The organism is Geodermatophilus tzadiensis, from assembly GCF_003002915.1.
Classification (GTDB): Bacteria; Actinomycetota; Actinomycetes; order Mycobacteriales; family Geodermatophilaceae; genus Geodermatophilus; species Geodermatophilus tzadiensis.
The window spans coordinates 141,274-162,787 of sequence record NZ_PVTG01000002.1; the positions used below are offsets into that span (position 1 = coordinate 141,274).

16 protein-coding genes are annotated in these 21,514 nt (G+C 75.2%); 12 read left to right on the forward strand and 4 right to left on the reverse strand.

What is annotated here, in order from left to right:
- Nucleotides 1–14 precede the first annotated feature (14 nt).
- Together LY71_RS03720 and LY71_RS03725 are read right to left on the reverse strand one after the other, a co-directional pair.
- Nucleotides 15–2,039, reverse strand: a complete 2,025-nt coding sequence (locus LY71_RS03720) for an ArnT family glycosyltransferase (RefSeq protein ID WP_106275621.1) — start codon at nucleotides 2,037–2,039, stop codon at nucleotides 15–17.
- Nucleotides 2,036–3,322, reverse strand: a complete 1,287-nt coding sequence (locus tag LY71_RS03725; protein ID WP_106275884.1) for a bifunctional glycosyltransferase family 2/GtrA family protein — start codon at nucleotides 3,320–3,322, stop codon at nucleotides 2,036–2,038. Before LY71_RS03725 ends, LY71_RS03720 begins: the two co-directional genes overlap by 4 nt.
- Before the next feature lie 99 nt (nucleotides 3,323–3,421).
- On the opposite strand from LY71_RS03725, the gene LY71_RS03730 reads away from it, so the two are divergent.
- The 4 genes from LY71_RS03730 (at nucleotide 3,422) to LY71_RS03745 (ending at nucleotide 9,130) form a co-directional block, all read left to right on the forward strand.
- Nucleotides 3,422–4,357, forward strand: a complete 936-nt coding sequence (locus tag LY71_RS03730; protein WP_106275622.1) for an NADP-dependent oxidoreductase — start codon at nucleotides 3,422–3,424, stop codon at nucleotides 4,355–4,357.
- Between the two features lie 96 nt (nucleotides 4,358–4,453).
- On the forward strand, nucleotides 4,454–4,774 hold the full coding sequence (locus LY71_RS03735; RefSeq protein WP_106275885.1) for an EthD family reductase: 321 nt from the start codon (nucleotides 4,454–4,456) through the stop codon (nucleotides 4,772–4,774).
- The gene (locus tag LY71_RS03740; RefSeq protein WP_106275623.1) at nucleotides 4,771–6,321 is read left to right on the forward strand and encodes an acetolactate synthase large subunit; all 1,551 of its coding nucleotides are present in this window, start codon (nucleotides 4,771–4,773) and stop codon (nucleotides 6,319–6,321) included. Before LY71_RS03735 ends, LY71_RS03740 begins: the two co-directional genes overlap by 4 nt.
- A gap of 76 nt (nucleotides 6,322–6,397) precedes the next feature.
- Nucleotides 6,398–9,130, forward strand: coding sequence for a putative bifunctional diguanylate cyclase/phosphodiesterase (locus tag LY71_RS03745; RefSeq protein ID WP_106275624.1), 2,733 nt, complete (start codon nucleotides 6,398–6,400; stop codon nucleotides 9,128–9,130).
- 72 nt (nucleotides 9,131–9,202) lie between these two features.
- On the opposite strand, the gene LY71_RS03750 is transcribed toward LY71_RS03745, so the two are convergent.
- The gene (locus LY71_RS03750) at nucleotides 9,203–9,661 is read right to left on the reverse strand and encodes an ester cyclase (protein ID WP_106275625.1); all 459 of its coding nucleotides are present in this window, start codon (nucleotides 9,659–9,661) and stop codon (nucleotides 9,203–9,205) included.
- Nucleotides 9,662–9,910: 249 nt separating this feature from the next.
- Entirely contained in the window at nucleotides 9,911–10,294 is a 384-nt protein-coding gene (locus LY71_RS03755) for a cupin domain-containing protein (RefSeq protein WP_170121202.1), read from the reverse strand.
- Between the two features lie 940 nt (nucleotides 10,295–11,234).
- Here LY71_RS03755 and LY71_RS03760 point away from each other — a divergent pair.
- From LY71_RS03760 to LY71_RS03795, 8 genes are all read left to right on the forward strand, one after another.
- Complete coding sequence (locus tag LY71_RS03760; RefSeq protein WP_170121203.1) at nucleotides 11,235–13,022, forward strand: glycosyltransferase family 2 protein; 1,788 nt, start codon at nucleotides 11,235–11,237, stop codon at nucleotides 13,020–13,022.
- A complete protein-coding gene (locus LY71_RS03765) occupies nucleotides 13,019–15,001 on the forward strand; it encodes a galactose oxidase early set domain-containing protein (RefSeq protein ID WP_106275627.1) in 1,983 nt (660 codons plus the stop codon). The genes LY71_RS03760 and LY71_RS03765 overlap by 4 nt, the downstream gene beginning before the upstream one ends.
- Nucleotides 14,998–16,107, forward strand: a complete 1,110-nt coding sequence (locus LY71_RS03770; protein WP_106275628.1) for a glycoside hydrolase family 6 protein — start codon at nucleotides 14,998–15,000, stop codon at nucleotides 16,105–16,107. The genes LY71_RS03765 and LY71_RS03770 overlap by 4 nt, the downstream gene beginning before the upstream one ends.
- 98 nt (nucleotides 16,108–16,205) lie before the next feature.
- Nucleotides 16,206–16,724, forward strand: coding sequence for an OsmC family protein (locus tag LY71_RS03775; protein WP_106275629.1), 519 nt, complete (start codon nucleotides 16,206–16,208; stop codon nucleotides 16,722–16,724).
- Nucleotides 16,725–16,926: 202 nt separating this feature from the next.
- On the forward strand, nucleotides 16,927–18,315 hold the full coding sequence (locus LY71_RS03780; protein WP_106275630.1) for an MFS transporter: 1,389 nt from the start codon (nucleotides 16,927–16,929) through the stop codon (nucleotides 18,313–18,315).
- A 146-nt stretch (nucleotides 18,316–18,461) separates the two neighbouring features.
- Nucleotides 18,462–19,706: a TadA family conjugal transfer-associated ATPase gene (locus LY71_RS03785; RefSeq protein ID WP_106275887.1), complete on the forward strand. Its 1,245-nt coding sequence runs from the start codon at nucleotides 18,462–18,464 to the stop codon at nucleotides 19,704–19,706.
- Nucleotides 19,697–20,560, forward strand: coding sequence for a type II secretion system F family protein (locus LY71_RS03790; protein WP_245887646.1), 864 nt, complete (start codon nucleotides 19,697–19,699; stop codon nucleotides 20,558–20,560). The genes LY71_RS03785 and LY71_RS03790 overlap by 10 nt, the downstream gene beginning before the upstream one ends.
- Nucleotides 20,557–21,498 (forward strand): type II secretion system F family protein, encoded by a 942-nt coding sequence (locus tag LY71_RS03795; RefSeq protein WP_106275631.1) that lies wholly within the window; start codon nucleotides 20,557–20,559, stop codon nucleotides 21,496–21,498. The genes LY71_RS03790 and LY71_RS03795 overlap by 4 nt, the downstream gene beginning before the upstream one ends.
- Nucleotides 21,499–21,514: the final 16 nt, after the last annotated feature.

Here is a 21,514-nt window from a genome sequence, read left to right on the forward strand (position 1 = left end):
CGACTGCGCCCGGTTCACCCCGCCGGCCGGCTCAGGTCGTAGACGGTCACGCCGTCGATCCTCTGGGCGGTGAAGTTCTCGGCCACCCACGCGGCGATCTCGGCCGACGCCGAGCTGCCGCCGTCGCCGGCCATCCCCATCCCGTGGCCGACGAACCAGTGGATCTCGCCGTCGGCGACGTGGCGCTGGAACTGCTCGAGCGTGGGAGAGGGGTCGCTGCCGTTGAACCCGCCGATCGCCATCACCGGCAGCCCGGTGGCCAGCTGGTACCCCGCGGCGTTGTTGGAGCCCACCGCGGCGGCCGCCCAGGTGTACCCGTCGGCGTCCTCGGTGAGCGCCGCGACCAGCTCCTCGCCGACGTCGGAGGCCTCGAGCAGCCCGCCCATCCCGCCGCCGGCACCGCCCCGCGGACCCACCGGGACCGCCGTGTTGCCCGGCGCCGCCCCCGGGGCGAGCCCGCCCGGGGCGCCGCCCCCCGCACCGGCCGGCGGGCGGCCGAGCACGGCGCCGCCGGGACCACCGAACCCGGCGCCGGCGACGGTCGGGCCCGCGCTCGGGATGGAGCCGGTGTGCGCGGTCGCGGCGGTCTGCACCGCGTAGGCGGCCGGCCCGGCGACGCCGGCCAGCAGGCCGGCGGCGAGGACGACGGCGGCCACGGCACGGCCCAGCCGGTGGACGACGACCAGCCCGAGCGCCGCGGCCAGGCCCGCCGCCAGGACCGCCCAGCGCAGCCACGGCAGGAAGTCCGCCGAGCGGCCCAGCAGCACCCACGCCCACAGCGCGGTGCCGGCCAGCACGAGCGCGAGGACCAGCCGCGCCCCGACCCGGTCGCGGCGCTGCCAGAGCAGCGCGCCGCCGATGGCGACCAGGGCGGCGATCGCCGGGGCGAGGGCCACGGTGTAGTAGGCGTGGAAGATGCCGGCCATCAGGCTGAAGGTCAGCCCGGTGACGCCGAGCCAGGTGCCCCAGGTGAGCAGCGCCGCCCGGCGCGGGTCCGTGCGTGGGGCCCGGCCGACGGCGACCAGCCCGGCGACGAGCAGCGCCAGCGCGGCGGGCAGCAGCCACGCGACCTGCCCGCCGACCTCGGCGCCGAACAGCCGCAGCAGGCCGGTCTCGCCCCAGCCGCCGCCGGCCCCGCCGCCGACGCTGCCGGTCTCCTCGCCGGTCAGCCGGCCCAGGCCGTTGTAGCCCCAGATCAGCTCCCACACCGAGTTCGTCTGCGAGCCCCCGACGTACGGGCGCCACGCCGCGGGCACCAGTTCGACGACCGCGACCCACCACCCGCCGGCGACCACCATGGCGGCACCGGCGGCGAGCAGTTGCCGCACGCGGCGGCGCAGCGGGGTCGGCGCGCACACCAGCCAGACCAGCGCGAAGCCGGGGACGACGAGCACCGCCTGCAGGGTCTTGGTGAGGAACGCCAACCCGAGCAGGACGCCGACGCCGACCAGCCCGCGGGTGGAGGCGCGCTCCAGCGACCGGGTGAGCACGTACGCGGCCGCGGTCATCAGCAGCACGAGCAGCGCGTCGGGGTTGTCGAAGCGGAACATCAGCGCGGCGACCGGGGTCAGCGCCGTCGCGGCACCGGCCAGCAGTCCGGTGCCGGGGCCGGCCACCCGGCGCACCGCCAGGTACACCAGCCCGACGGTGGCCACGCCCATGAGCGCCTGCGGCACCAGCAGCGACCACGAGCTCAGCCCGAACAGCCGCACCGACAGCGCCATCACCCACAGCGACGCCGGGGGCTTGTCCACGGTGATCGAGTTGGCCGCGTCGGAGGAGCCGTAGAAGAACGCCTCCCAGCTCTGCGAGCCGGCCTGGGCGGCCGCGGCGTAGAAGGCGTTGGCCCAGCCCGAGGCCGACAGGTCCCACAGGTAGAGGACGCCGGTGGCGGCCAGCAGACCCAGCAGCGCCGGGCGCACCCAGCGCGGGTCGGCGGCGGGCCCGCGCAGCAGCCGGGCGGCCCGGCCGGTGCGTGGAGGGGACGAGGCGGGCGGGGGAGCGGCGGGCACCGGGGGTGCCGGCACGGTGGCGGTCATCGGGCGGTCACCGGCTCGGGGAGGTCGGCCGTGGCGGTCGCCGCCACGGGGGTGGGGGAGGGGCGGAACACCCAGCCGCGCAGCAGCACGAAGCGCAGCAGGGTGGCCGCGGCGTTGGCGGCGACCAGCACGGTGAGCTCGACGGCGCGGGCCGGCGTCGGGTCGGCCAGGTGCAGCAGGCCCAGCGAGCCGCTGGTCAGGGCGAGGGCCAGGGCGAACACCACCAGGCCCTGCAGCTGGTGGCGTCCGGCGTCGAGGCGGCCGCGGATGCCGAAGGTGACCCGCCGGTTGGCCGCGGTGTTGGCCACCGCGGTCACCAGCAGCGCCACCAGGTTGGCCGGCTGGGCGGCCACGGCGCCGCGCAGCAGTACGAACAGCAGCAGGTAGGCCGCCGTCGACAGCACACCGACCACGGCGAAGCGGACCAGCTGGCCGGCCAGCGACCCGGGGAGACCGGGCAGCTCGTCGGGCAGCGGCCCGCGGCCGATCGAGTCGCGCAGCTGCGCCAGCGGCAGCCGGCCGGTGGCCAGCGCGCGCAGCATCCGGGCGATGCCGGCCAGGTCGGCCCGTGCCGTCGCCACGACGTCGACCCGGCTGTCGGGGTCGTCGACCCAGTCGACGGGCACCTCGTGGATGCGCAGCCCGGCGCGCTCGGCGAGCACGAGCAGCTCGGTGTCGAAGAACCAGCCGGTGTCCTCGACCAGGGGCAGCAGCTCGGCGGCGACGTCGGCCCGGATGGCCTTGAAGCCGCACTGCGCGTCGGACAGCGAGGTGGCCAGCGTGCGCCGCAGCAGCAGGTTGTAGCCGCGGGAGACCACCTCGCGCTTCAGGCCGCGGACCACCCGTGACGAGCGCGCCAGGCGGGTGCCGATGGCCAGGTCGGAGTGGCCGCTGACGAGCGGGGCGACCAGCGGCAGCAGGGCGCCGAGGTCGGTGGAGAGGTCGACGTCGGTGTAGACGAGGACCGGCGCGTCCGAGCGCAGCCAGGCGGTGCGCAGCGCCCGGCCGCGGCCGGCCTCGGGCAGCGCGAGCACCTCGATGCCGGGCAGCTCCGCGGCGACCCGGTGCGCCACCTCCAGGGTGCGGTCGGTGCTGGCGTTCTCCGCGACCGTGATGCGGAAGGACCAGGGCAGGGACTCGGTCAGGTGGGCGTGCAGGCGGCGCAGGCACGGCTCGAGGTCGGTCTCCTCGTCGTGCACCGGGACGACGACGTCGAGGACGGGCCGTCCCCGGCCGGCGGCACCGGCGCGGTCGTGCGCGCCGAGCGGGAGGGGCGGTGGCATGGAGGCCACGATCGGGGGAGGAGCTGGGCCGCCCCGGTGCGACGGCTGCCGGTCGGCTGTGAGCGGCGGGTCACCGATGGCGGTCGTAGGTTCGCAGGCGTGCGAGCCGTGGGAGTGACCGAGTTCGGCGGGCCCGAGGCCCTCGCCGTCGTCGACGTCCCGGACGAGCCCCTCGGGCCCGGGCAGGTGCGGCTGAGGGTGCGCGCGGCGGCGGTCAGCCCCACCGACACCCACCTGCGCGAGGGCGCCTACGCCGGGCGCGACCCGGTGACGACGCCGCCCTGGGTGCCCGGCATGGACGCCGCCGGCGAGGTCGTCGAGGTCGGGAACGGCGTCGACCGCGTGGCCGTGGGGGACGCGGTGATGGCGATCGTCGTCCCCACCGGCGCGCACGGCGGCTACCGCGAGGACCTCGTGCTGCCGGCCGGGTCGGTGGCCCGGGTGCCCGCGGGGGCCGACGCCGTCGCCGCGTCCACGCTGCCGATGAACGGGCTCACCGCGCGGCTGGCGCTCGACCACATGGCGCTGCCGCCCGGCTCGGTGGTCGCGGTGACCGGCGCGGCCGGTGCCTTCGGCGGCTACGTCGTCCAGCTGGCCAGGGCCGACGGGCACACCGTCGTCGCCGACGCGTCCGAGGCCGACGAGCAGCTGGTGCGCGAGCTCGGTGCCGACGTCGTCGTCCGGCGCGGGGACGACGTCGCCGCGCGGATCCGCGCCGCGTTCCCCGACGGCGTCGACGGGCTGGCCGACGGGTCGGTGCAGGACGCGCTCGTGCTGCCCGCGGTCCGCGACGGCGGGAAGGTGGCCACCGTCCGCGGCTACCGCGGCGACGGGTCGGGCCGGGTCGAGGTGTTCCCGACGCGGGTGCGGGACTACGCCGAGAACGGCGCCGCGCTCGACCGGCTGCGCGAGCAGGTGGAGTCCGGCGCGGTGACGCTGCGGGTGGCCCGCACCTTCGCGCCCGAGGAGGCGCCCGAGGCGCACCGCGTCCTGGCCCGCGGCGGGGTGCGCGGCCGGCTGGTCCTCACCTTCTGACCCGCCGGGCCCCGGTCGCGGCCCGTCGGGCGGGCCTGCCAGGGTGAGGGGAGTCCCGGCGCAGCGGTGCCCGGGCCGACCGCGGAGGTGGCGCAGATGGTGCACAGGCTCGTCGTCAGCTACGGACAGCCCGAGGACCCGGCGGAGTTCGACGCCCACTACCGCGACACGCACATCCCGCTGACCGTGCAGATGCCCGGCCTCGTCCGGTTCACCACCGGCAAGCCCCAGGCGCTCGACCCGCGCCAGTCCGCGCCCTACTTCGTGGCCCACCTCGACTTCGACTCCGAGCAGGCGATGGGCGCGGCGTTCGCCTCCGAGGCCGGCAAGGCCAGCGCGGCCGACCTCCGCACCTTCGCCAGCGGCGGCGCCACCATGACGCACTACGAGGTGAACGAGGTGCACGTCTCCCGGTGAACGGCGCCCAGGCCCTCATCCGCACGCTCGTCGACGCCGGCGTCGACGTCTGCTTCGCCAACCCCGGCACCTCCGAGATGCACTTCGTCGCCGCGCTCGACGACGTGCCGGGGATGCGCGGCGTGCTCACCCTGTTCGAGGGGGTCGCCACCGGCGCGGCCGACGGCTGGGCCCGGATGACCGGCCGCCCCGCCGCGACCCTGCTGCACCTCGGGCCGGGCATGGGCAACGGGCTGGCCAACCTGCACAACGCCCGCCGCGGCCGCACGCCGATGGTCAACGTCGTCGGCGACCACGCCCGCTCGCACAAGCGGCTCGACGCCCCGCTGGAGAGCGACATCGACGCGGTGGCCGGCACGGTGTCGGGCTGGGTGCGCCGGTCGCTGACCCCGGAGGACCTCGCCGCCGACGCCGCCGAGGCCGTCGCCGCGGCCGCGCGCGGGCAGATCGCCACGCTGGTGCTGCCCGCCGACGTGTCGTGGTCCGAGGGCGCCGCGGTCGCCGACCCGGTGCCGCCGCGCCCCCGGCCGCAGGTGCCCACCGCGGTGGTGTCGGACGTGGCCGCGGTGCTGGGGTCCGGCGAGCCGACCGTGCTGCTGCTCGGCGGCGACGTCGTGGCCGCGGAGGCCGGGCTGCTCGCCGCCGGCCGGGTCGCCGCCGGCGCCGGCGTCCGGCTCCTGGCCGAGACGTTCCCCGCGCGGATGGTGCGCGGCGCGGGCCTGCCCGACGTCGGCAAGCTGCCCTACCCGCCGGAGGTGGCGATCACGGCGCTCGCCGGCACCCGGCACCTGGTGCTGGCCGGCGCCACCTCGCCGGTGCACTTCTTCGGTTACCCGGGCGTCCCGGGGACGCCGGTGCCCGACGACTGCACCGTGCACGTGCTGTCGGCACCGGGGGAGGACGGTGTCGCCGCGCTCGAGGAGCTCGCCGGCAAGGTGGCCGCCGGCGCCGAGCCGGAGCTGCTCGAGGCCTCCCGCCCGGAGCTGCCCACCGGGCGCCTGACCCCGAGGGCGGTGTCGGCGGTGGTCGGGGCGGTGCTGCCCGAGCGGGCGGTCGTCGTCGACGAGGCGATCACCTCCGGCGTCGGCCTCGCCGAGCTGACCTCCGGCGCGCCGCGGCACGACTGGCTGGCGCTGACCGGCGGGGCGATCGGCGACGGCCTGCCGATGGCCGTCGGCGCGGCGGTGGCCTGCCCCGACCGGCCGGTGCTGGTCCTGCAGGCCGACGGCAGCGCGATGTACACCGTGCAGGCGCTGTGGACGATGGCCCGCGAGCAGCTCGACGTCACCGTCGTCCTCTACGACAACGCCTCCTACGCGATCCTGCAGGGCGAGCTGTCCCGGGTCGGCGCCACCGGCGGGGGAGAGCGCGCCGGGCAGCTGCTCGACCTCGGCGGTCCCACGCTGGACTTCGTCTCCCTCGCCACGGGGATGGGCGTGCCGGCCACCCGTGCCGAGACCGCCGAGGAGCTGGCCGGGCAGCTGCGGACGGCGCTGACCGAGCCCGGCCCGCACCTGGTCCAGGCGGTGCTGCGACCGGCGGGCTGAGCGCGCGGCACCCCCAAGGGGGGAGCGGCGGACGACTCGGTTCCAGTCGGGCCCCGGTCCGGCCGATGAGCACTGCGTGTCACCGACCCCCAGGGCTGCCGACCGCGTCGTCGGCAGCTCCCCGACGCCCCCGGGCCGCCCCCGCGCCGTCGCCGGCGTGGCCGGTGTGCTCGCTGCGGTCGGCCTCCTGGGCCAGGCGCTGCTGCCCGGCACGGTCGCCCGCACCTCGACGTACTTCGCCGTCCTGGCGCTGGCCGTGGCCCTCGCCGTGGCCGGCGCCCGGCGCGAGGGTGCGCGGCCGGCCACCCGGCTGGTCGCCCTCGGCGTGGCCCTGTCCATGGCCGGTGACCTCGCCTGGCAGGTGCACCACTCCCTGATCGGTGCCGGGGGCACCACCTGCCCGGCCGACGCCCTCTGGCTGGCCTCCTACGGCGTGCTCGCCGCCGGCCTGTGGCGGCTCGCGCACGGCGAGAGCACCAGCCGGTCCCAGCGGCTGGCCGGCTGGATCGACGCGGTCGTCGTCCTGGTCGCGGCCCTGCTCGTCGCCTGGCAGCTCTCCATCTCGGCGACCGTCTACGACGGGTCGCTCTCCGTGCTCGACCGGGTGGTGCAGGCGCTCTACCCGGCGGCCGACGCCGCGCTCATCGCGGTGGTCGTCCGGCTGGTGGCCACCCGGCGCCGGGGTGACCGGACGCCGCTGGTCGCCGCGGCGGCGTGCGCCTGCTGGCTGTACTCCGACGTCGTCCTCCTCCTGCAGTCGGGCGTCGACGGCTTCGACTCCTGGACCGACTCCGGCTGGCTGCTCGGCTCCCTCCTCCTGGCCGCGGTCACCTGGGTCCGGCCGGCCACGCCGGCCCCCATGGCACCCGGTGCCGACCACGGGCGCTCGGGCCTGGGCCGGCTGGCCGTGTGCCTCGCCGCGCTGGTGGTGCCGCCGAGCGTCGACGTCGTGTCCCACCTCGACGGCCACTCCGCCGGCCTCGCGGTCTTCGTCAGCACGGTGCTGCTGGCGGTCCTGGTCTTCGCGCGGGCGGCGCTGCTGCTGCGCTCCGAGGCCCGCGCCCGCGCCCTCGTCCGCTCGCGGGAGCAGTACGCCGCCAAGCTCGCCGCCTGGTCGGCCGACGCGGTGGTGGTCGTCGACCGGGAGCGCCGCTTCCTCAGCGACCCCGCCCCGCTGGCCGCGCTGCTGGGCGTCGAGCCGTCGGCGCTGGTCACCATGGAGGACGCCGTCCGGGCGGCCGGGGCCGACCCCGACCGCGCCGACGCCTTCTTCCAGCAGGTGGTGGCCGCCGGCGGCACCGTCGTCGACGGCGAGCTGTCCACCCGCCGCCGCGGCGAGGACCGCTGGCTGGGCATCCGGATGGTCGACCTCACCGACGACGGCGACGTCCGCGGCATCGTCCTGCACGTCACCGACGTGACCAGCCGCCGCAGCGCCGAGCGGATGCTGGTGCACACCAGCCTGCACGACGGGCTCACCGGCCTGGCCAACCGCACGCTGTTCACCGACCGCGTCGGCCAGGCGCTGCTGCGTACCGTGCGCGGCGGCGGCTCGGCCGCGGTGGTCACCGTGGACCTCGACGGCTTCAAGGCCGTCAACGACACCCTCGGCCACGACGCCGGCGACCTGCTGCTCTTCGAGGTGGCCGGGCGGCTGCGCGGCGCCGTGCGCGCCGACGACACCGTGGCCCGGCTCGGCGGCGACGAGTTCGCCGTGCTCGTGGAGCAGCCCGGCGACGGCGAGGCGCACGCCGTGGTGACCGCCGAGCGGCTGCTGGAGGTGCTCACCCGGCCGATCCAGGTCGACGGCACCTCGGTCACCGTCACCGCCGCCGTCGGCATCGCCCTCGGCCGCGGGAACGTGACCGCGGGCTCGCTGATCGCCGACGCCGACCTGGCCCTGCAGGCCGCCCGCTCGGATGGCCGCGGCGGGGTGCGGCGCTACGACCCCGGCATGCGCGCGGCCGCCGAGGCCGCCCGCGAGCTGGAGCAGGAGCTGCGCGGCGCGCTGGAGCGCGGCGAGTTCCGGCTGGTGTACCAGCCGGTGGTGACCCTGGCCGACCGCCGGGTGACCGGCTTCGAGGCGCTGCTGCGCTGGGAGTCGCCGCGGCTGGGCCCGGTCGGCCCCGACCGGTTCGTGCCCGCGGCCGAGACGGCCGGCCTGATCGGCGACATCGGCGCGTGGGTGCTGCGCGAGGCCTGCGGGACCGCCGCCGCGTGGCGCCGGGCCCACCCCGGCGCCGGCGACCTGACGATCGCGGTCAACGTGTCGGCCGCGCAGCTGACCTCGGCCGGCCTGGTCGACCAGATCGCCGTCGCGCTCACCGAGAGCGGCCTGCCCGCCGGCGCGCTGGTGCTGGAGGTGACCGAGACCGCGCTCGTCCGCGACCCCGAGCACGCGGCCGCCTCGCTCACGGCGCTGCGGACGCTGGGCGTGCGGCTCGCCCTCGACGACTTCGGCACCGGCTACTCGTCGCTGGCGCACCTGCGGCAGTTCACCGTCGACGTGCTCAAGATCGACCGCTCGTTCGTCAGCACCATGGCCGAGGGCGAGCCGATGCCGGCGATCGTGCGCGGCACCATCGACCTGGGCCGCACGCTGGGCCTGGAGGTGCTGGCCGAGGGCGTGGAGCACGACCACCAGGCACGGCTGCTGGTCGAGGGGAACTGCGACTCCGCGCAGGGCTACCTGTTCGCCCGGCCGCTGGAGCGCCCCGATGCCGAGGCCGTCCTGCTGGAGCAGGCCACCTGTCCGGACGCCGCCGTCCCGTCGCCGCGGGTCCCGCGGCCGGTGCGCAGCCCGGCCTGACGGCGGGCACCGTCACGCGGGGCGACCGGGCGTCACCACGCCGACCGTCGGCAGCGTCCCTGGTCGCGACGCCTAGCCACCGACGCCGACAGCGACCTCGGGCGCAGGCTCGGTCCTCGGCGCGGGGAGAGCGCCGACCTGCACCAGGAAGCTGGCGAGGTTCCAGTACTCCGTGAGCTCGACGATCTTGCCCCCGCGGATCCGGCCGATGCCTGCGCCGACGATGCGGAAGGGGCGGTGGGTCGCGGGCAGGCCCGGCATGTCGCCGGTGTGCACGCCGGTCATGGCCCACTGCTTGGTGAAGGCGTCGCCGTCGACCAGGACGTCGGTCACCTCGAGGCGGAGGTCGCCCCATGCCGCGAGCAGGTCGACGAAGTCCTGCCGGGCGGCCGCCCGGCCCTCGATCCGCTGACCCGTGCCCACGTTGGTGAAGACGCAGTTCTCGTCCATGTAGTCGGCGAACGTCTCGACGTCGTGCCTGTCGAAGGCCGCGCTCCAGTCGAGGACGATGGACCTGGTGTCGCCGCTCATCGGTCCCTCCGGACGGTCGGTGCGAGCTGTACGGCGGCGAAGGTAGGGAGCACCGAGCGGTGCGCGACAGGGCACGAAGCCCCGCACGTCGTCGCGGGCGCGCCTGGGGTGCGCAGCCGCTCTGCCTCCTCGAGGCCAGCCCCGCCTGTGCGCGGCGATCCCGGCGCGGGAGCGGGGATCACCTGCGAGGAGGTGTTCGAGCCCCGCGTGTTGGTGTCGGACCGGATCCTCGTCGCGGACGGCCAGTGCTCAGCCGGGGATCCACCCGTGCTTCTCGCGGACCGCAGCCACCTCGGGTGAGCTCCTGTCGTGGCCGGCGGCCAGGGCCTCCATCAGGTCCTCCATGAAGTGTTCGAAGCCACTGGGGCTGCAGACGGTGAGGAACCGAGGTGGCGCGTCACTCGTCGCAGTGATGGCGTGAGGGACGCCGCGGGGCGCGAACACGAAGTCGCCCACGCCGGCCGAGAACTCGTCGTCACCGATCCGCATCGTCACTGATCCCTCCAGCACGTACAGGTTCTCGTGCTCCCGGAGATGGGTGTGTGCGGGGATGTCGTAGGTCATCTGGTACTCCAGGAGGGCGAAGGCGCCGTCCGTGTCCTCGCCCACCGCCTTGAACCACGTGTTGGGCACAGGAACACGGGTCGGTCGTCCTCCCCCGGCGGGGACCAGGAAGCCGCGTGGACCACTCATGTCTCGACCTCCACAGCGCAGGTCCAGCCAGGCTGACAGCCTCCGTTCCTGACGCCAAGGAGCTGCGGCGCGGGGAAGCCGGGAGTGCGGTTGGCCTCCACCGCGGCGGGCCGGCGCCCGCAGCGGGCGGCGCAGCGGGTGTCCTGACGGAGCACGCTCACCGTGCGTCACGGACGGGTGAATCTCAGGACGTCACTCCGAGTGAGGAAGCGTCGCTGTCCTGCACGGCCGACCGGGCCGGCTGGGGGAAGTGGAGCGACCCGCGGTCCACCGGGTGTTGCGGAGAGCAGCGACACGCGGACGCCACGTCGATCGTCCCACCGCGCCGCACTCGTCAGCCCGGCGCTTGACGGCCCCGAGCACGGTCACGTTCCGTGTCGACACTCCGAGAACAGTGTCGCGCTGAGCGATCACGGGTGCTGGCGACCGTCTGACCTGCGCGCATACCGTCCGATCCGGCGCCCGAGGGTGTCCGAGCACGAGCGGACCGGGTGGTCCGGAACGACGCCACACGCAGTTGCACGGGGGAGAGAAGGCGGCGGCAGAGCCGTCGTCCTGTCAGGTCCCCCCGAGTCCGGGAGGGAGGACCGTGACCTGTCCGCAGCGTTGGAGGCCCCCTCCCCGTCGCGCCCCTCGGGGTTGACGACCGAACGCTCCAGCCCGCTCGACCCCCGCTGAGCCGGGCACCCGCCGGCGCGCACGACGACGTGCCTCCCCGCCGGGCCGGTCGCCCGCGGCTCCCGCCTGTCCGCTCGTCCCTCTCCCGAATGGATCGCTGTGCCCTCGTCCGTCGCTCCACCGTGCCGGGAGGCGTCGTCCCCGGCGTCCTGCCCCTCGGTGGGCTTCCCGGGAGGAGGCAGCCTCACGGTCACGTCCCGGCGTGGCTGAGAGCGCCCCTGCACCCGCCTATCCCTACAGCGCCTTCAGCGAGCTCGCCGGCCCGCTGCAGGAACCGCCCGCCGACGGCCGTGTCCGGTTCCGGCTGATCACCCGGGGCTGGGCCCGGGTCCGCGCGCGGCTGCTGGTCCTCGGGGCCTTCGGCTTCGAGCTCGGCTTCCTGGTCTGGCTGCTGCTGCCCTCGCACCACCCCGAGTACGTCGGCGACTGGCGCTCCGTGCTCGCCGTCGTGCTCCTCTGCAGCGTCGCCGTCATCGGGCTGCTGCAGATGGTCAACGTGGTCACCCTGGCGCTGGCCACGCTCAACGCCCGCGACCCGGTGCCCATGACGCCGCTGGCCGGCCAGCGGGTCGCCTTCCTCACCACGATCGTCCCCGGCAAGGAGCCGCTGGAGATGGTCCGGGCCACGCTCGAGGCGGCCTGCCGCATGCACTACGACGGCCGGCTCGACGTCTGGCTGCTCGACGAGGGCGACGACGCGGCCGTGCGGGCGATGTGCACCGAGCTCGGGGTCCGGCACTTCAGCCGCAAGGGCATCGAGCGCTGGAACCAGCCGAGCGGCGGCTTCAAGGCGCGCACCAAGCACGGGAACTACAACGCGTGGCTCGACGCGCACGGCGAGGACTACGACCTGTGGGTCTCCGTCGACACCGACCACGTGCCGCACCCGAACATGGTCGAGCGGCTCGTCGGCTACTTCCGCGACCCCGACGTCGCCTTCGTCGTCGGCCCGCAGGTGTACGGCAACTACGACAACGTCGTCACCAAGGGCGCGGAGTCGCAGCAGTACATGTTCCACAGCGTGCTGCAGCGGGCGGGCAACCGGCTGGCCTCGGCGATGTTCGTCGGTACGAACAACGCCGTCCGCGTCACGGCCCTGCGCGCCATCGGCGGGCTGCAGGACTCCATCACCGAGGACGCCGCCACCAGCCTCGTGTGGCACTCCTCGCGGAACCCGGAGACCGGCGCCCGCTGGAAGTCGGTGTACACGCCCGACGTCCTGGCCGTCGGCGAGGGGCCAGGGACCTGGCGGGACTTCTTCACCCAGCAGCACCGGTGGGCCTGCGGCGCGGACCAGACCATCCTGCAGCAGTACCGGCGGTACTTCCGGGAGCTGTCCTGGGCCGGCCGGGCGCACTACACGATGCTGCTGGCCTACTACCCGTCCGCGGCGATCAGCTGGGTGCTCGGCGCGCTGAACCTGAGCGCCTTCATGCTCACCGGCGTCGGCGGCCTGGTGGTCACCGCGCAGCTGTGGCTGATGCTCTACGTGAACTCCGCCGTCCTCCACCTGGGCGTCTACTTCTGGAACCGCCGGCACAACGTGAGCCCGCACGAGCAGGAGGGCTCCTCCGGCGTGGCCGGCATGGCGATGTCGGCGATGTCGGCGCCGGTCTACGTCCAGGCGCTGCGGCAGGCGGTGCTCCGGCAGGAGCCGGGCTTCGTCGTCACCCGCAAGGGCGCGGTGTCCGGTGACCACCTCGGCGTCTTCCGGCGCCACCTCGCCTGGGGCGGCCTGCTCGTCGGCGTGATCGTCGCCTCCGTGCCGCTGGGACACGTGCACCCCGCGGTCCACGCCTGGGCGGTGCTCAGCGCCCTCATGTGCCTCGTCCCCGTCGCCTGCTGGCTGGGGACCTCCGCCGCCGCCCGTCGCGCGACGGCGTCCACCTACCGACTGGAGGACAACGTCATCCCCGAACCGCGCTCCATCGCCTCGGCCGTCGTCGCCCCCGCGCAGCTCGCGGGCCTCCCGCAGGAGACCCTCCGATGAGCCGCCGGGTCGCCGGACCGCTGCGGCGGCTGCGCAACGCCGCGCTGGTCAGTGCCGCCGCCACGGGTGTCGTCGCGGCGAACGGGCCGGTCGTGGTCGACGTCGCCGACCGTCTGCACTACGAGTACCAGCGCAACCAGCAGGACTACCAGGCGGAGAACGGCTACTGGGAGACCGTCGAGCTGCCGGAGGAGTTCCGGGTCTCGGCGATCCACGCGGCGCTGCTGTCCACCGGCAAGGTGCTGTTCATCGCCGGCTCGGGCAACAACGCGGAGCGGTTCGAGGCGGGGACCTTCCGCTCGATCCTCTGGGACCCGGTCACGGGCGACACGAAGGAGGTCCCCACGCCCGAGGACCTCTTCTGCGGCGGGCACGCCTACCTGCCCAACGGCAACCTGCTCATCGCCGGCGGCACCCGCCGGTACGAGCTGCTCGACGAGCAGGTGGACCGGGCCGCCGGCGTGCTGACGATCACCAACGACAACGAGGAGGCGATCACCCTGCCCGTGGGCACGGAGTTCACCTCCAGCGGCCTGACCTACACCTCCACCGAGGAGGTCACGGTGCCGGCCTGGCACCAGATGCCCGACGGCTCGCCGATGAGCGGCGTCGCCGACGTCTGGGTGGAGGCCGAGGGGACCGGCGACGAGTACGTCGCCGAGGAGGAGCGCTCCTACGGGGTGCAGGGCCTCCCGGCCGCCCAGCGGGTGGAGCTGTCCATCCGGGGTGCCGGCGTGACCAAGCAGAAGCAGAACTTCCAGGGGCTCGACGCCTCCTACGAGTTCGACGTCGTCACCGAGACCTACCGGCCGACCGGCCGGCTGGACGAGGCCCGCTGGTACCCCACCCTCGTCGGCCTGGAGGAGGGCCGCGTCCTGGCCGTGTCCGGCCTGGACGAGTACGGCCGCATCCTGCCGGGCGACAACGAGGTCTACGACCCGGCCACCCGCACCTGGACCGACCAGCCCGACCTCTTCCGGTACTTCCCGACCTACCCGGCGCTGTTCCGGCTGGCCGACGGCGACCACGTCTTCTACAGCGGCTCCAACACCGGCTACGGCCCCGCCGAGGCCGGGCGCCAGCCCGGCATCTGGGACGTCACCGACAACTCCTGGCAGGACGTCCACGGCCTCGAGGACCCCGAGTACAACGAGACGAGCGCCTCGTTCTTCCTCGCCCCGGTGCAGGACCAGCGGGTCGGCATCGTCGGCGGCGGCCTCGTCGGGGACAGCCCGGAGTCGACCGGCCGGTTCAACGTGGTCGACCTCGACGACGGGGTGGCCCCGCGCTACCAGCCGGCACCGGAGTACCCGAGCCCCGTCCGCTACCTCAACGCGGTCACGCTGCCCGACGACACGACCCTGCTCACCGGCGGCTCCGTGGACTACCGCGGCAACGAGGAGAGCGACCTGAACCTGACGACCCTCTACGACCCGCAGACCGGCACGCTGCGGGAGGTGGCGCCGAACTTCATCGGCCGCAACTACCACGCGACGGCGCTGCTGCTGCCCGACGGGCGGGTCATGACGATGGGCTCGGACCCGCTGTTCGCCGACGCGGAGGAGACCCGCAGCGGCACCTTCGAGACGCGGATCGAGATCTACTCCCCGCCGTACCTCTTCGCGGGGAACCGGCCGGAGATCACCGACGCTCCGGAGGAGGTCACCCGGGGGAGCAGCTTCGCCGTCACGACCGACGGCGAGGTGGCCGAGGCCCGGCTGCTGCGGCCCAGTGCGGTGACGCACCAGACCGACACCGAGCAGCGGTCCGTCGCGCTCGAGGTCGCGCCGGGCTCCTGCCCCGAGGACGGCGGCGAGCACGCCGCGGCCGGGCACTGCCCGGACGGCTGCTGCGGCAGCGGCACCGTCGAGCTGACCGTCCCGGAGGAGGAGGGCCTCACGCCGTCGGGCTGGTACATGTTGGTCGTGGTCGACGACGAGGGCGTGCCCTCGCCCGCCCGCTGGGTGCACGTGGGATGACGGCACCCACCCACCGCCGGCGGTGGGTGCGCGGCGCGGTGCTCAGCGCCGTCGTCGCCGCCACCGTCGCGTGCGGGGGAGGCGGGACACCGACCCCCGCCACCTCCGAGGAGAGCCCGGCCGGCAACGCGGACGCCTCGCCCGAGCCCTCGACGGAGCGCTCGACCGAGCCCTCGGCCGAGCCCTCGACCGGGAGCCGGCTCGCCGGGCAGGAGCTGTGGCTCAACCCCGAGGGCCACGGTCCGCTGGCGGTCGAGCAGGCCCGGGCCGAGGGTCGGACCGACGACGCCGAGGCGCTGGCCCCGCTCACCGAGCAGCCGACCGCCACGTGGATCGCCTCCCCGGAGGACCCCTTCCCCGTGGTGGAGCAGCTGTCGCTGGCCGCCGCCGAGGACGGGGAGCTCCCGGTCCTGGTGGCCTACAACGTCCCCGGCCGGGACTGCGGCTCCTACTCCGCCGGCGGCGCCACCGACATCGACGCCTACCTGTCCTGGATCGGCAGCTTCGCGGCGGCGCTCGGGGACCGGCCCGCGGTCGTCGTCCTGGAGCCCGACGCCGTCCCGCAGGCCATCGTCGGCTGCGCGGGCGTCGACCCGGAGGAGCGCTTCCGCATGCTGGCGGAGGCCGTCGCGATCCTCGACCGGCAGCCGGGCACCCGCACCTACGTCGACGCCGGCAACGCCAGCTGGGTGACCGACCTGCCGGCGCTGGCCGACGCCCTGCGCCGCAGCGGCGTGGACGCGGCCGACGGCTTCGCCCTCAACGTCGCCAACTACGAGACGACCGAGGCGAGCACCGAGTACGGGGCGGCGCTGTCCGAGGCGCTGGAGGCGGGCGCTCCCGAGGACGCGCCGGTCGCCCACTTCGTCGTCGACACCAGCCGCAACGGCGCCGGCCCGCCGCAGGACGCCAGCAACTCCGAGGGCCGCTGGTGCAACCCGCCGGGCCGCACCCTGGGCGAGGCGCCGACGACGTCGCCCGAGGCGCCCCGGCTGGACGCCCTGCTGTGGATCAAGCAGCCGGGCGACTCGGACGGCACCTGCGGCGGAGGCCCGCCCGCGGGTCAGTGGTGGCCCGAGGCGGCCGCCGAGCTCGTCGCCGGCTGACCTCCCGGCACGCGCCCGCCGGGGCTGCGTGCTGCCGGGTCGCGGGGCGGGCAGCCGGTCACGAGCATGGAGGTCCCGAGACGACCAGGGAGGTCGCGATGGACGCCGTCCGGCTGCGTGAACTGCAGGCTCCGCTCAAGCAGCGGTACCGCGACGAGCCGGGGTCGGCCTGCGTGGCGCTGTCCGCCGAGGCGGACTTCTCCGACGCGGGCGTCACCGCCACCGTGCAGACGTGGTCCGGCGCGGTCCGCGCCGGCCTGCACCCCGCCACCGGGGGCGACGGCAGCGACGCCTGCTCCGGCGACATGCTGCTGCAGGCGCTGCTGGCCTGCGCCGGCGTGACGATGCGCAGCGTGGCGACGGCGATGGGCGTCGACGTCCGCTCGGCCCGGCTGACCGCGCGCGGGGAGATGGACGTCCGCGGCACGCTCGGGGTCTCCCGGGAGACGCCGGTCGGGCTCGGGTCGATCACCGTGGACGCCGAGCTGGACACCGACGCCGACGACGCCACGCTGACCAGGCTCGGGGAGCTGACCGAGCGGTACTGCGTGGTGGCCCGGACGCTGGCCCGGCCGCCGCACCTGACCGTCCGCCGCGCCGGTGGTGCCCGCTCCTGAGGTGGTCCCTCCGCGGCCGGTCGTGCTCTGCCCACGGATGGTGGGCAGAGCACGACCGCGCACGCACCCGGGGAGCGTCCCGCCCGGTGGGGTCTGGAGGACGCGCGAGCCGTCGTCCGCCAGCGTTTGCCGCTCCTGCGGGGCACTCCTAGCCTCGCAGCAGGGTCAGGCGCGCCCTTCCTGACGGCGACAGGAACAGCCGATGTCCACACCCGCAGGAGCGCCTGCTCTCGACCGTCGGTCGCTGCGCAAGCTCATGGCCGCCGGGCTCATCGGCAGCTCGATCGAGTGGTACGACTTCTTCATCTACGCCACCGCGGCCGCGCTGGTCTTCGGTGAGCTGTTCTTCCCCAACGCCTCCCCGCTCGTCGGCACGCTGCTGTCCTTCAGCACCTTCTGGGCCGGCTTCGTCGCCCGTCCCATCGGCGGTCTGGTCTTCGGCCACTTCGGGGACAAGGTCGGCCGCAAGCCCGCCCTCGTCACGTGTCTGGTCCTGATGGGGTCGGCGACCTTCCTCATCGGCCTGCTGCCGACGGCCGACTCGATCGGCGTGCTCGCGCCGATCGCCCTGGTGGTGCTGCGGTTCCTGCAGGGCATCGCGGTCGGCGGACAGTGGGGCGGGGTCATCCTGCTGCTCACCGAGAACGCCGGGCGCGACCATCAGGGGCGCGCGGGCACCTTCGGGCAGATGGGCGTCCCCATCGGCGTCATCCTGGGCAACGTCGTGTTCCTGGTGGTCAGCGCCACCGTGAGCCCCGAGGCCTTCGTCTCCTGGGGCTGGCGCATCCCGTTCCTGGCCAGCGCCGTGCTGCTCCCCGTCGTCATGTTCATCCAGCTGCGGGTCGAGGACACCCCGGTCTTCCGCCAGCTGCAGGAGCACCACACCAAGGACCCGGCGGAGCAGGTGGCGCAGGCGCCGCTCATGGAGGTCGTGCGCAGGCACCGCAAGCCGGTGCTGCTCGGCGCGGGCCTGCTGTTCGGCACCAACGCGATCTTCTACATCAGCATCGCGGGAGTGCTGGACTACGCCACCCGCGACCTCGGCGTCGACCGCGACCAGCTGCTGTCCGTCACGCTCGTGGCCTCGGCGATCTCGGTGTTCATCATCTACTTCAGCGGGAAGGTGTCCGACCGGGTCGGCCGCCGGCCTCCCATCCTGCTGGGCGCGGCGGTCATCGCCCTGTGGGCGTTCCCGTTCTTCTGGCTCATCGACACCGGGTCGCTGCCGCTGATCTTCCTCGCGCTCGTCGGCGGGCTGATCGGGTCCTCGCTCACCTACGGGCCCCTGGCCGCCTACCTGGCCGAGCTGTTCGAGCCGCGGATCCGCTACTCGGGGGCCTCGCTGGCCTACCAGCTGGCCGCCATCCTGGTCAGCGGGGCCACGCCGTTCCTCATGGCCGCGCTGCTCGCGGCCACCGGCTCGTCCGCCTCGGTGTCGGCCTACATCTTCCTCATGGGCGCCATCACGTTCGCCGCGGCGTTCGTCCTGCGCGAGACCCGCACCAAGGAGGAGATCCGCCGCGGAGCGGGCACCGTCGCCGGCAGGTCGGCGACCGGGGTCCCGGCGAGCGACCCGCGCCCCGGCAGCTGATCGTCGCAGCGTCGGGCGCCGTCCCCCGGTCGGGTGGTGTGCGCGGCCGCTGTCCACAGATCGGCTGACGGGCCGCCCACGCAGCGTCGCCGCCGACCTATCGTCCCGTGGTCCTGGGCAGGGAACGGCGGGTCGACGGGGGTGCGGTGCCGACTGCGACGAGCGCGCTCGACGTCGTCGACGGCGAGGTGCGCGAGCTGATCCGCCGCCGTGGCCTGGACCCGTTCACCGATCCGGCGCCGGTGCGGGTGCTCGTGCGCGACGTGGTCGCCGACTACTCCGAGCGGTCGCTGACCTCGGCGCTGCCGCCGATCGGGGATCCCGACGCGGTGGTGCGCGACGTGCTCGACCGGGTGGCCGGGTTCGGGCCGCTGCAGCGCTGGTTCGACGACCCCGAGGTCGAGGAGATCTGGGTCAACGAGCCCGGCCGGGTGTTCGTGGCGCGGCGGGGGCGCAGCGAGCTGACCACCACGATCCTGGGCGCGGGGCAGCTGGCCGACCTGGTGGAGCGGATGCTGCGCACGTCGGGGCGGCGGATCGACATGAGCCAGCCCTTCGTCGACGCGGTGCTGCCCGACGGGTCGCGGCTGCACGTGGTGATCCCCGACGTCACCCGCCGGCACATGGCGGTCAACATCCGCAAGTTCGTGCTGCAGGCGTACTCCCTCGACGAGCTGGTGGCCGGCGGCACGCTGACGACGCAGGCGGCGCGGTTCCTGGAGGCCGCGGTGGCCGCGGGCCTGAACGTGCTGGTCTCCGGCGGCACGCAGGCGGGCAAGACCACGCTGCTCAACTGCCTGTGCGCGGCGATCCCGGCGCGGGAGCGGGTGATCACCTGCGAGGAGGTGTTCGAGCTCCGCGTGCCGCTGCCCGACGTGGTGGCGATGCAGACCCGCCAGCCCAACCTCGAGGGTGCCGGGGAGATCCCGCTGCGCCGGCTGGTCAAGGAGGCGCTGCGGATGCGGCCCTCGCGCATCGTCGTCGGCGAGGTGCGCCAGGAGGAGTGCCTCGACCTGCTCATCGCGCTCAACAGCGGCCTGCCCGGCATGTGCACGCTGCACGCCAACAGCGCCCGCGAGGCGGTGGTGAAGATGTGCACGCTGCCGCTGCTGGCCGGCGACAACATCGGGCACGCCTTCGTCGTCCCCACGGTGGCGGCCAGCGTCGACCTGGTGGTGCACGTGGCCACCGAGCACTCCGGGCAGCGGCGGGTGCGGGAGGTCGTGGCGGTCCCGGGCCGGGCCGAGGACGGCGTGGTGGAGCTGGCCGACGTCTTCACCACGCGCGAGGGCCGGCTGGTGCGCGCCGAGGGCTTCCCGCCGCACCCCGAGCGCTTTACCGCCGCCGGGTTCGACCTGTCCGCCCTGCTGCAGGCGCCGACGTGGAGCTGACCGGCGCGCTGCTGGGGCTGCTGCTCGGCGTCGGGCTGCTGCTGGTGTGGCGCAGCGGTCCCCGGGCACCGCGGCGGCGGACCGGCCCGCGCCCGCCCGGACGCCGGGCGCGGCTGCTCGCCGAGGCCGGGCTGACCGGGATCAACGCCGCGCAGCTGGGAGCCCTGCAGGTCGGCCTGGGCCTGCTCGCGCTGGTCGTCGTCCTGCTGACGACGGGGACGGTGACGGTGAGCCTGGCGTTCGGGGTCTTCGGCCTCGCCGTGCCGCACGTGCAGGTGCGACGGCTGGCCGCGCGGCGCCGGGCCGACCTGCGCGAAGTGTGGCCGGAGGTGGTCGACAACCTGGCCTCGGCGGTGCGGGCGGGGCTGTCGCTGCCGGAGGCGCTGGCGGCGCTGGGCACCCGCGGGCCGGAGGTGCTGCGCCCGCCGTTCGTCCGGTTCGCCGCCGACCACCGCTCCAGCGGTCGGTTCGGCGAGAGCCTCGACCGGCTCAAGGCCGACCTCGCCGACCCCGTCGGCGACCGGATCGTGGAGACGCTGCGGGTGGCCCGCGAGGTCGGCGGCAGTGACCTGGGCCGGGTGCTGCGCACCCTGGCCACGTTCCTGCGCGAGGACGCGCGTGCCCGCGCGGAACTCGAGACCCGGCAGGGCTGGGTGGTGCAGGCGGCGCGGCTGGCGGTCGGCGCGCCGTGGGTGGTGCTGCTCCTGCTGGCCACCCAGTCGGCGACGCTGGCCGCCTACGACTCGCCGCTGGGCACCGCGCTGCTGCTCGTCGGCGGCGCCGTCTGCCTGGTCGCCTACCGGTTGATGCTGCGGATCGGGCGGCTGCCGCAGGACGTGCGGGTGCTCCAGTGAGTGCGTCCCTGTCGGGCGTGCTGCTCGGAGGCGCTGCGGCTGCCGGGCTGCTGCTCGTGGTCACCTTCGCGCCGCCGTTCCGCTCGGTTCGGCTGGTCGACCGGCTCGCCCCCTACGTGCACGACACCCCGCCGCCGTCACGGCTGCTCGGGACGGGGACCGAGCCCGGCCTGCTCACCGCCGCCCGGCGGGTGTTCGGGCCGGTGGTGGCCGACGGCGCGCGGCTGGTCGACCGGTTGCTCGGCGGCCGGGCCGCCATCCGCCGGCGGCTCGACGCCCTGGGCGGCGACCAGACGGTGGAGGACGTGCGGGTCGAGCAGGTGGTGTGGGGTGGGCTCGGCCTGCTCGGTGCGGCGCTGCTGGCCGGCGTCGGGTCGCTGGCGGCCGGCAGCGTCAACGTCCTGTCGGTGGCGCTGCTGTGCCTGGCCGGGCTGCTCGGCGGGGTGCTCGGCCGCGACTGGTGGCTGACCCAGCAGGTGCGCCGGCGCGAGGAGCTGCTGCTGGCGGAGTTCCCGGTGGTCGCCGAGCTGCTGGCGCTGGCGGTGACGGCGGGGGAGAGCCCGACCGCGGCGATCGCGCGGGTCACCCGCCTCTCCGGGGGCGAGCTGGCCCGTGAGCTCGGCGCGGCGCTGGGCCGGGCACGGGCCGGGGTGCCGCTGGTGGAGGCACTGCAGCAGGTGGCCGACCGCACGTCGGTGGACGCGCTCGCCCGTTTCGTCGACGGGCTGCTGGTGGCCATCGAGCGCGGCACGCCGCTGGCGGAGGTGCTGCGCGCGCAGGCCGCCGACGTCCGGGAGGCCGGCAAGCGCCGGCTGCTGGAGGCCGGTGGCCGCAAGGAGATCCAGATGATGGTGCCGGTCGTCTTCCTGGTGCTGCCGGTCACCGTCCTGTTCGCCCTGTTCCCGGGGCTGATCAGCATCGTCTCGCTGGCGCGGTGAGCGCCGGTGACCAACG

Coding starts and splice junctions, on each gene's coding strand:
- LY71_RS03720 (WP_106275621.1), bottom strand. CDS start 2,039: ATGACCGCCACCGTGCCGGCACCCCCGGTGCCCGCCGCTCCCCCGCCC.
- LY71_RS03725 (WP_106275884.1), bottom strand. CDS start 3,322: ATGCCACCGCCCCTCCCGCTCGGCGCGCACGACCGCGCCGGTGCCGCC.
- LY71_RS03735 (WP_106275885.1), top strand. CDS start 4,454: ATGGTGCACAGGCTCGTCGTCAGCTACGGACAGCCCGAGGACCCGGCG.
- LY71_RS03750 (WP_106275625.1), bottom strand. CDS start 9,661: ATGAGCGGCGACACCAGGTCCATCGTCCTCGACTGGAGCGCGGCCTTC.
- LY71_RS03765 (WP_106275627.1), top strand. CDS start 13,019: ATGAGCCGCCGGGTCGCCGGACCGCTGCGGCGGCTGCGCAACGCCGCG.
- LY71_RS03770 (WP_106275628.1), top strand. CDS start 14,998: ATGACGGCACCCACCCACCGCCGGCGGTGGGTGCGCGGCGCGGTGCTC.
- LY71_RS03775 (WP_106275629.1), top strand. CDS start 16,206: ATGGACGCCGTCCGGCTGCGTGAACTGCAGGCTCCGCTCAAGCAGCGG.
- LY71_RS03780 (WP_106275630.1), top strand. CDS start 16,927: ATGTCCACACCCGCAGGAGCGCCTGCTCTCGACCGTCGGTCGCTGCGC.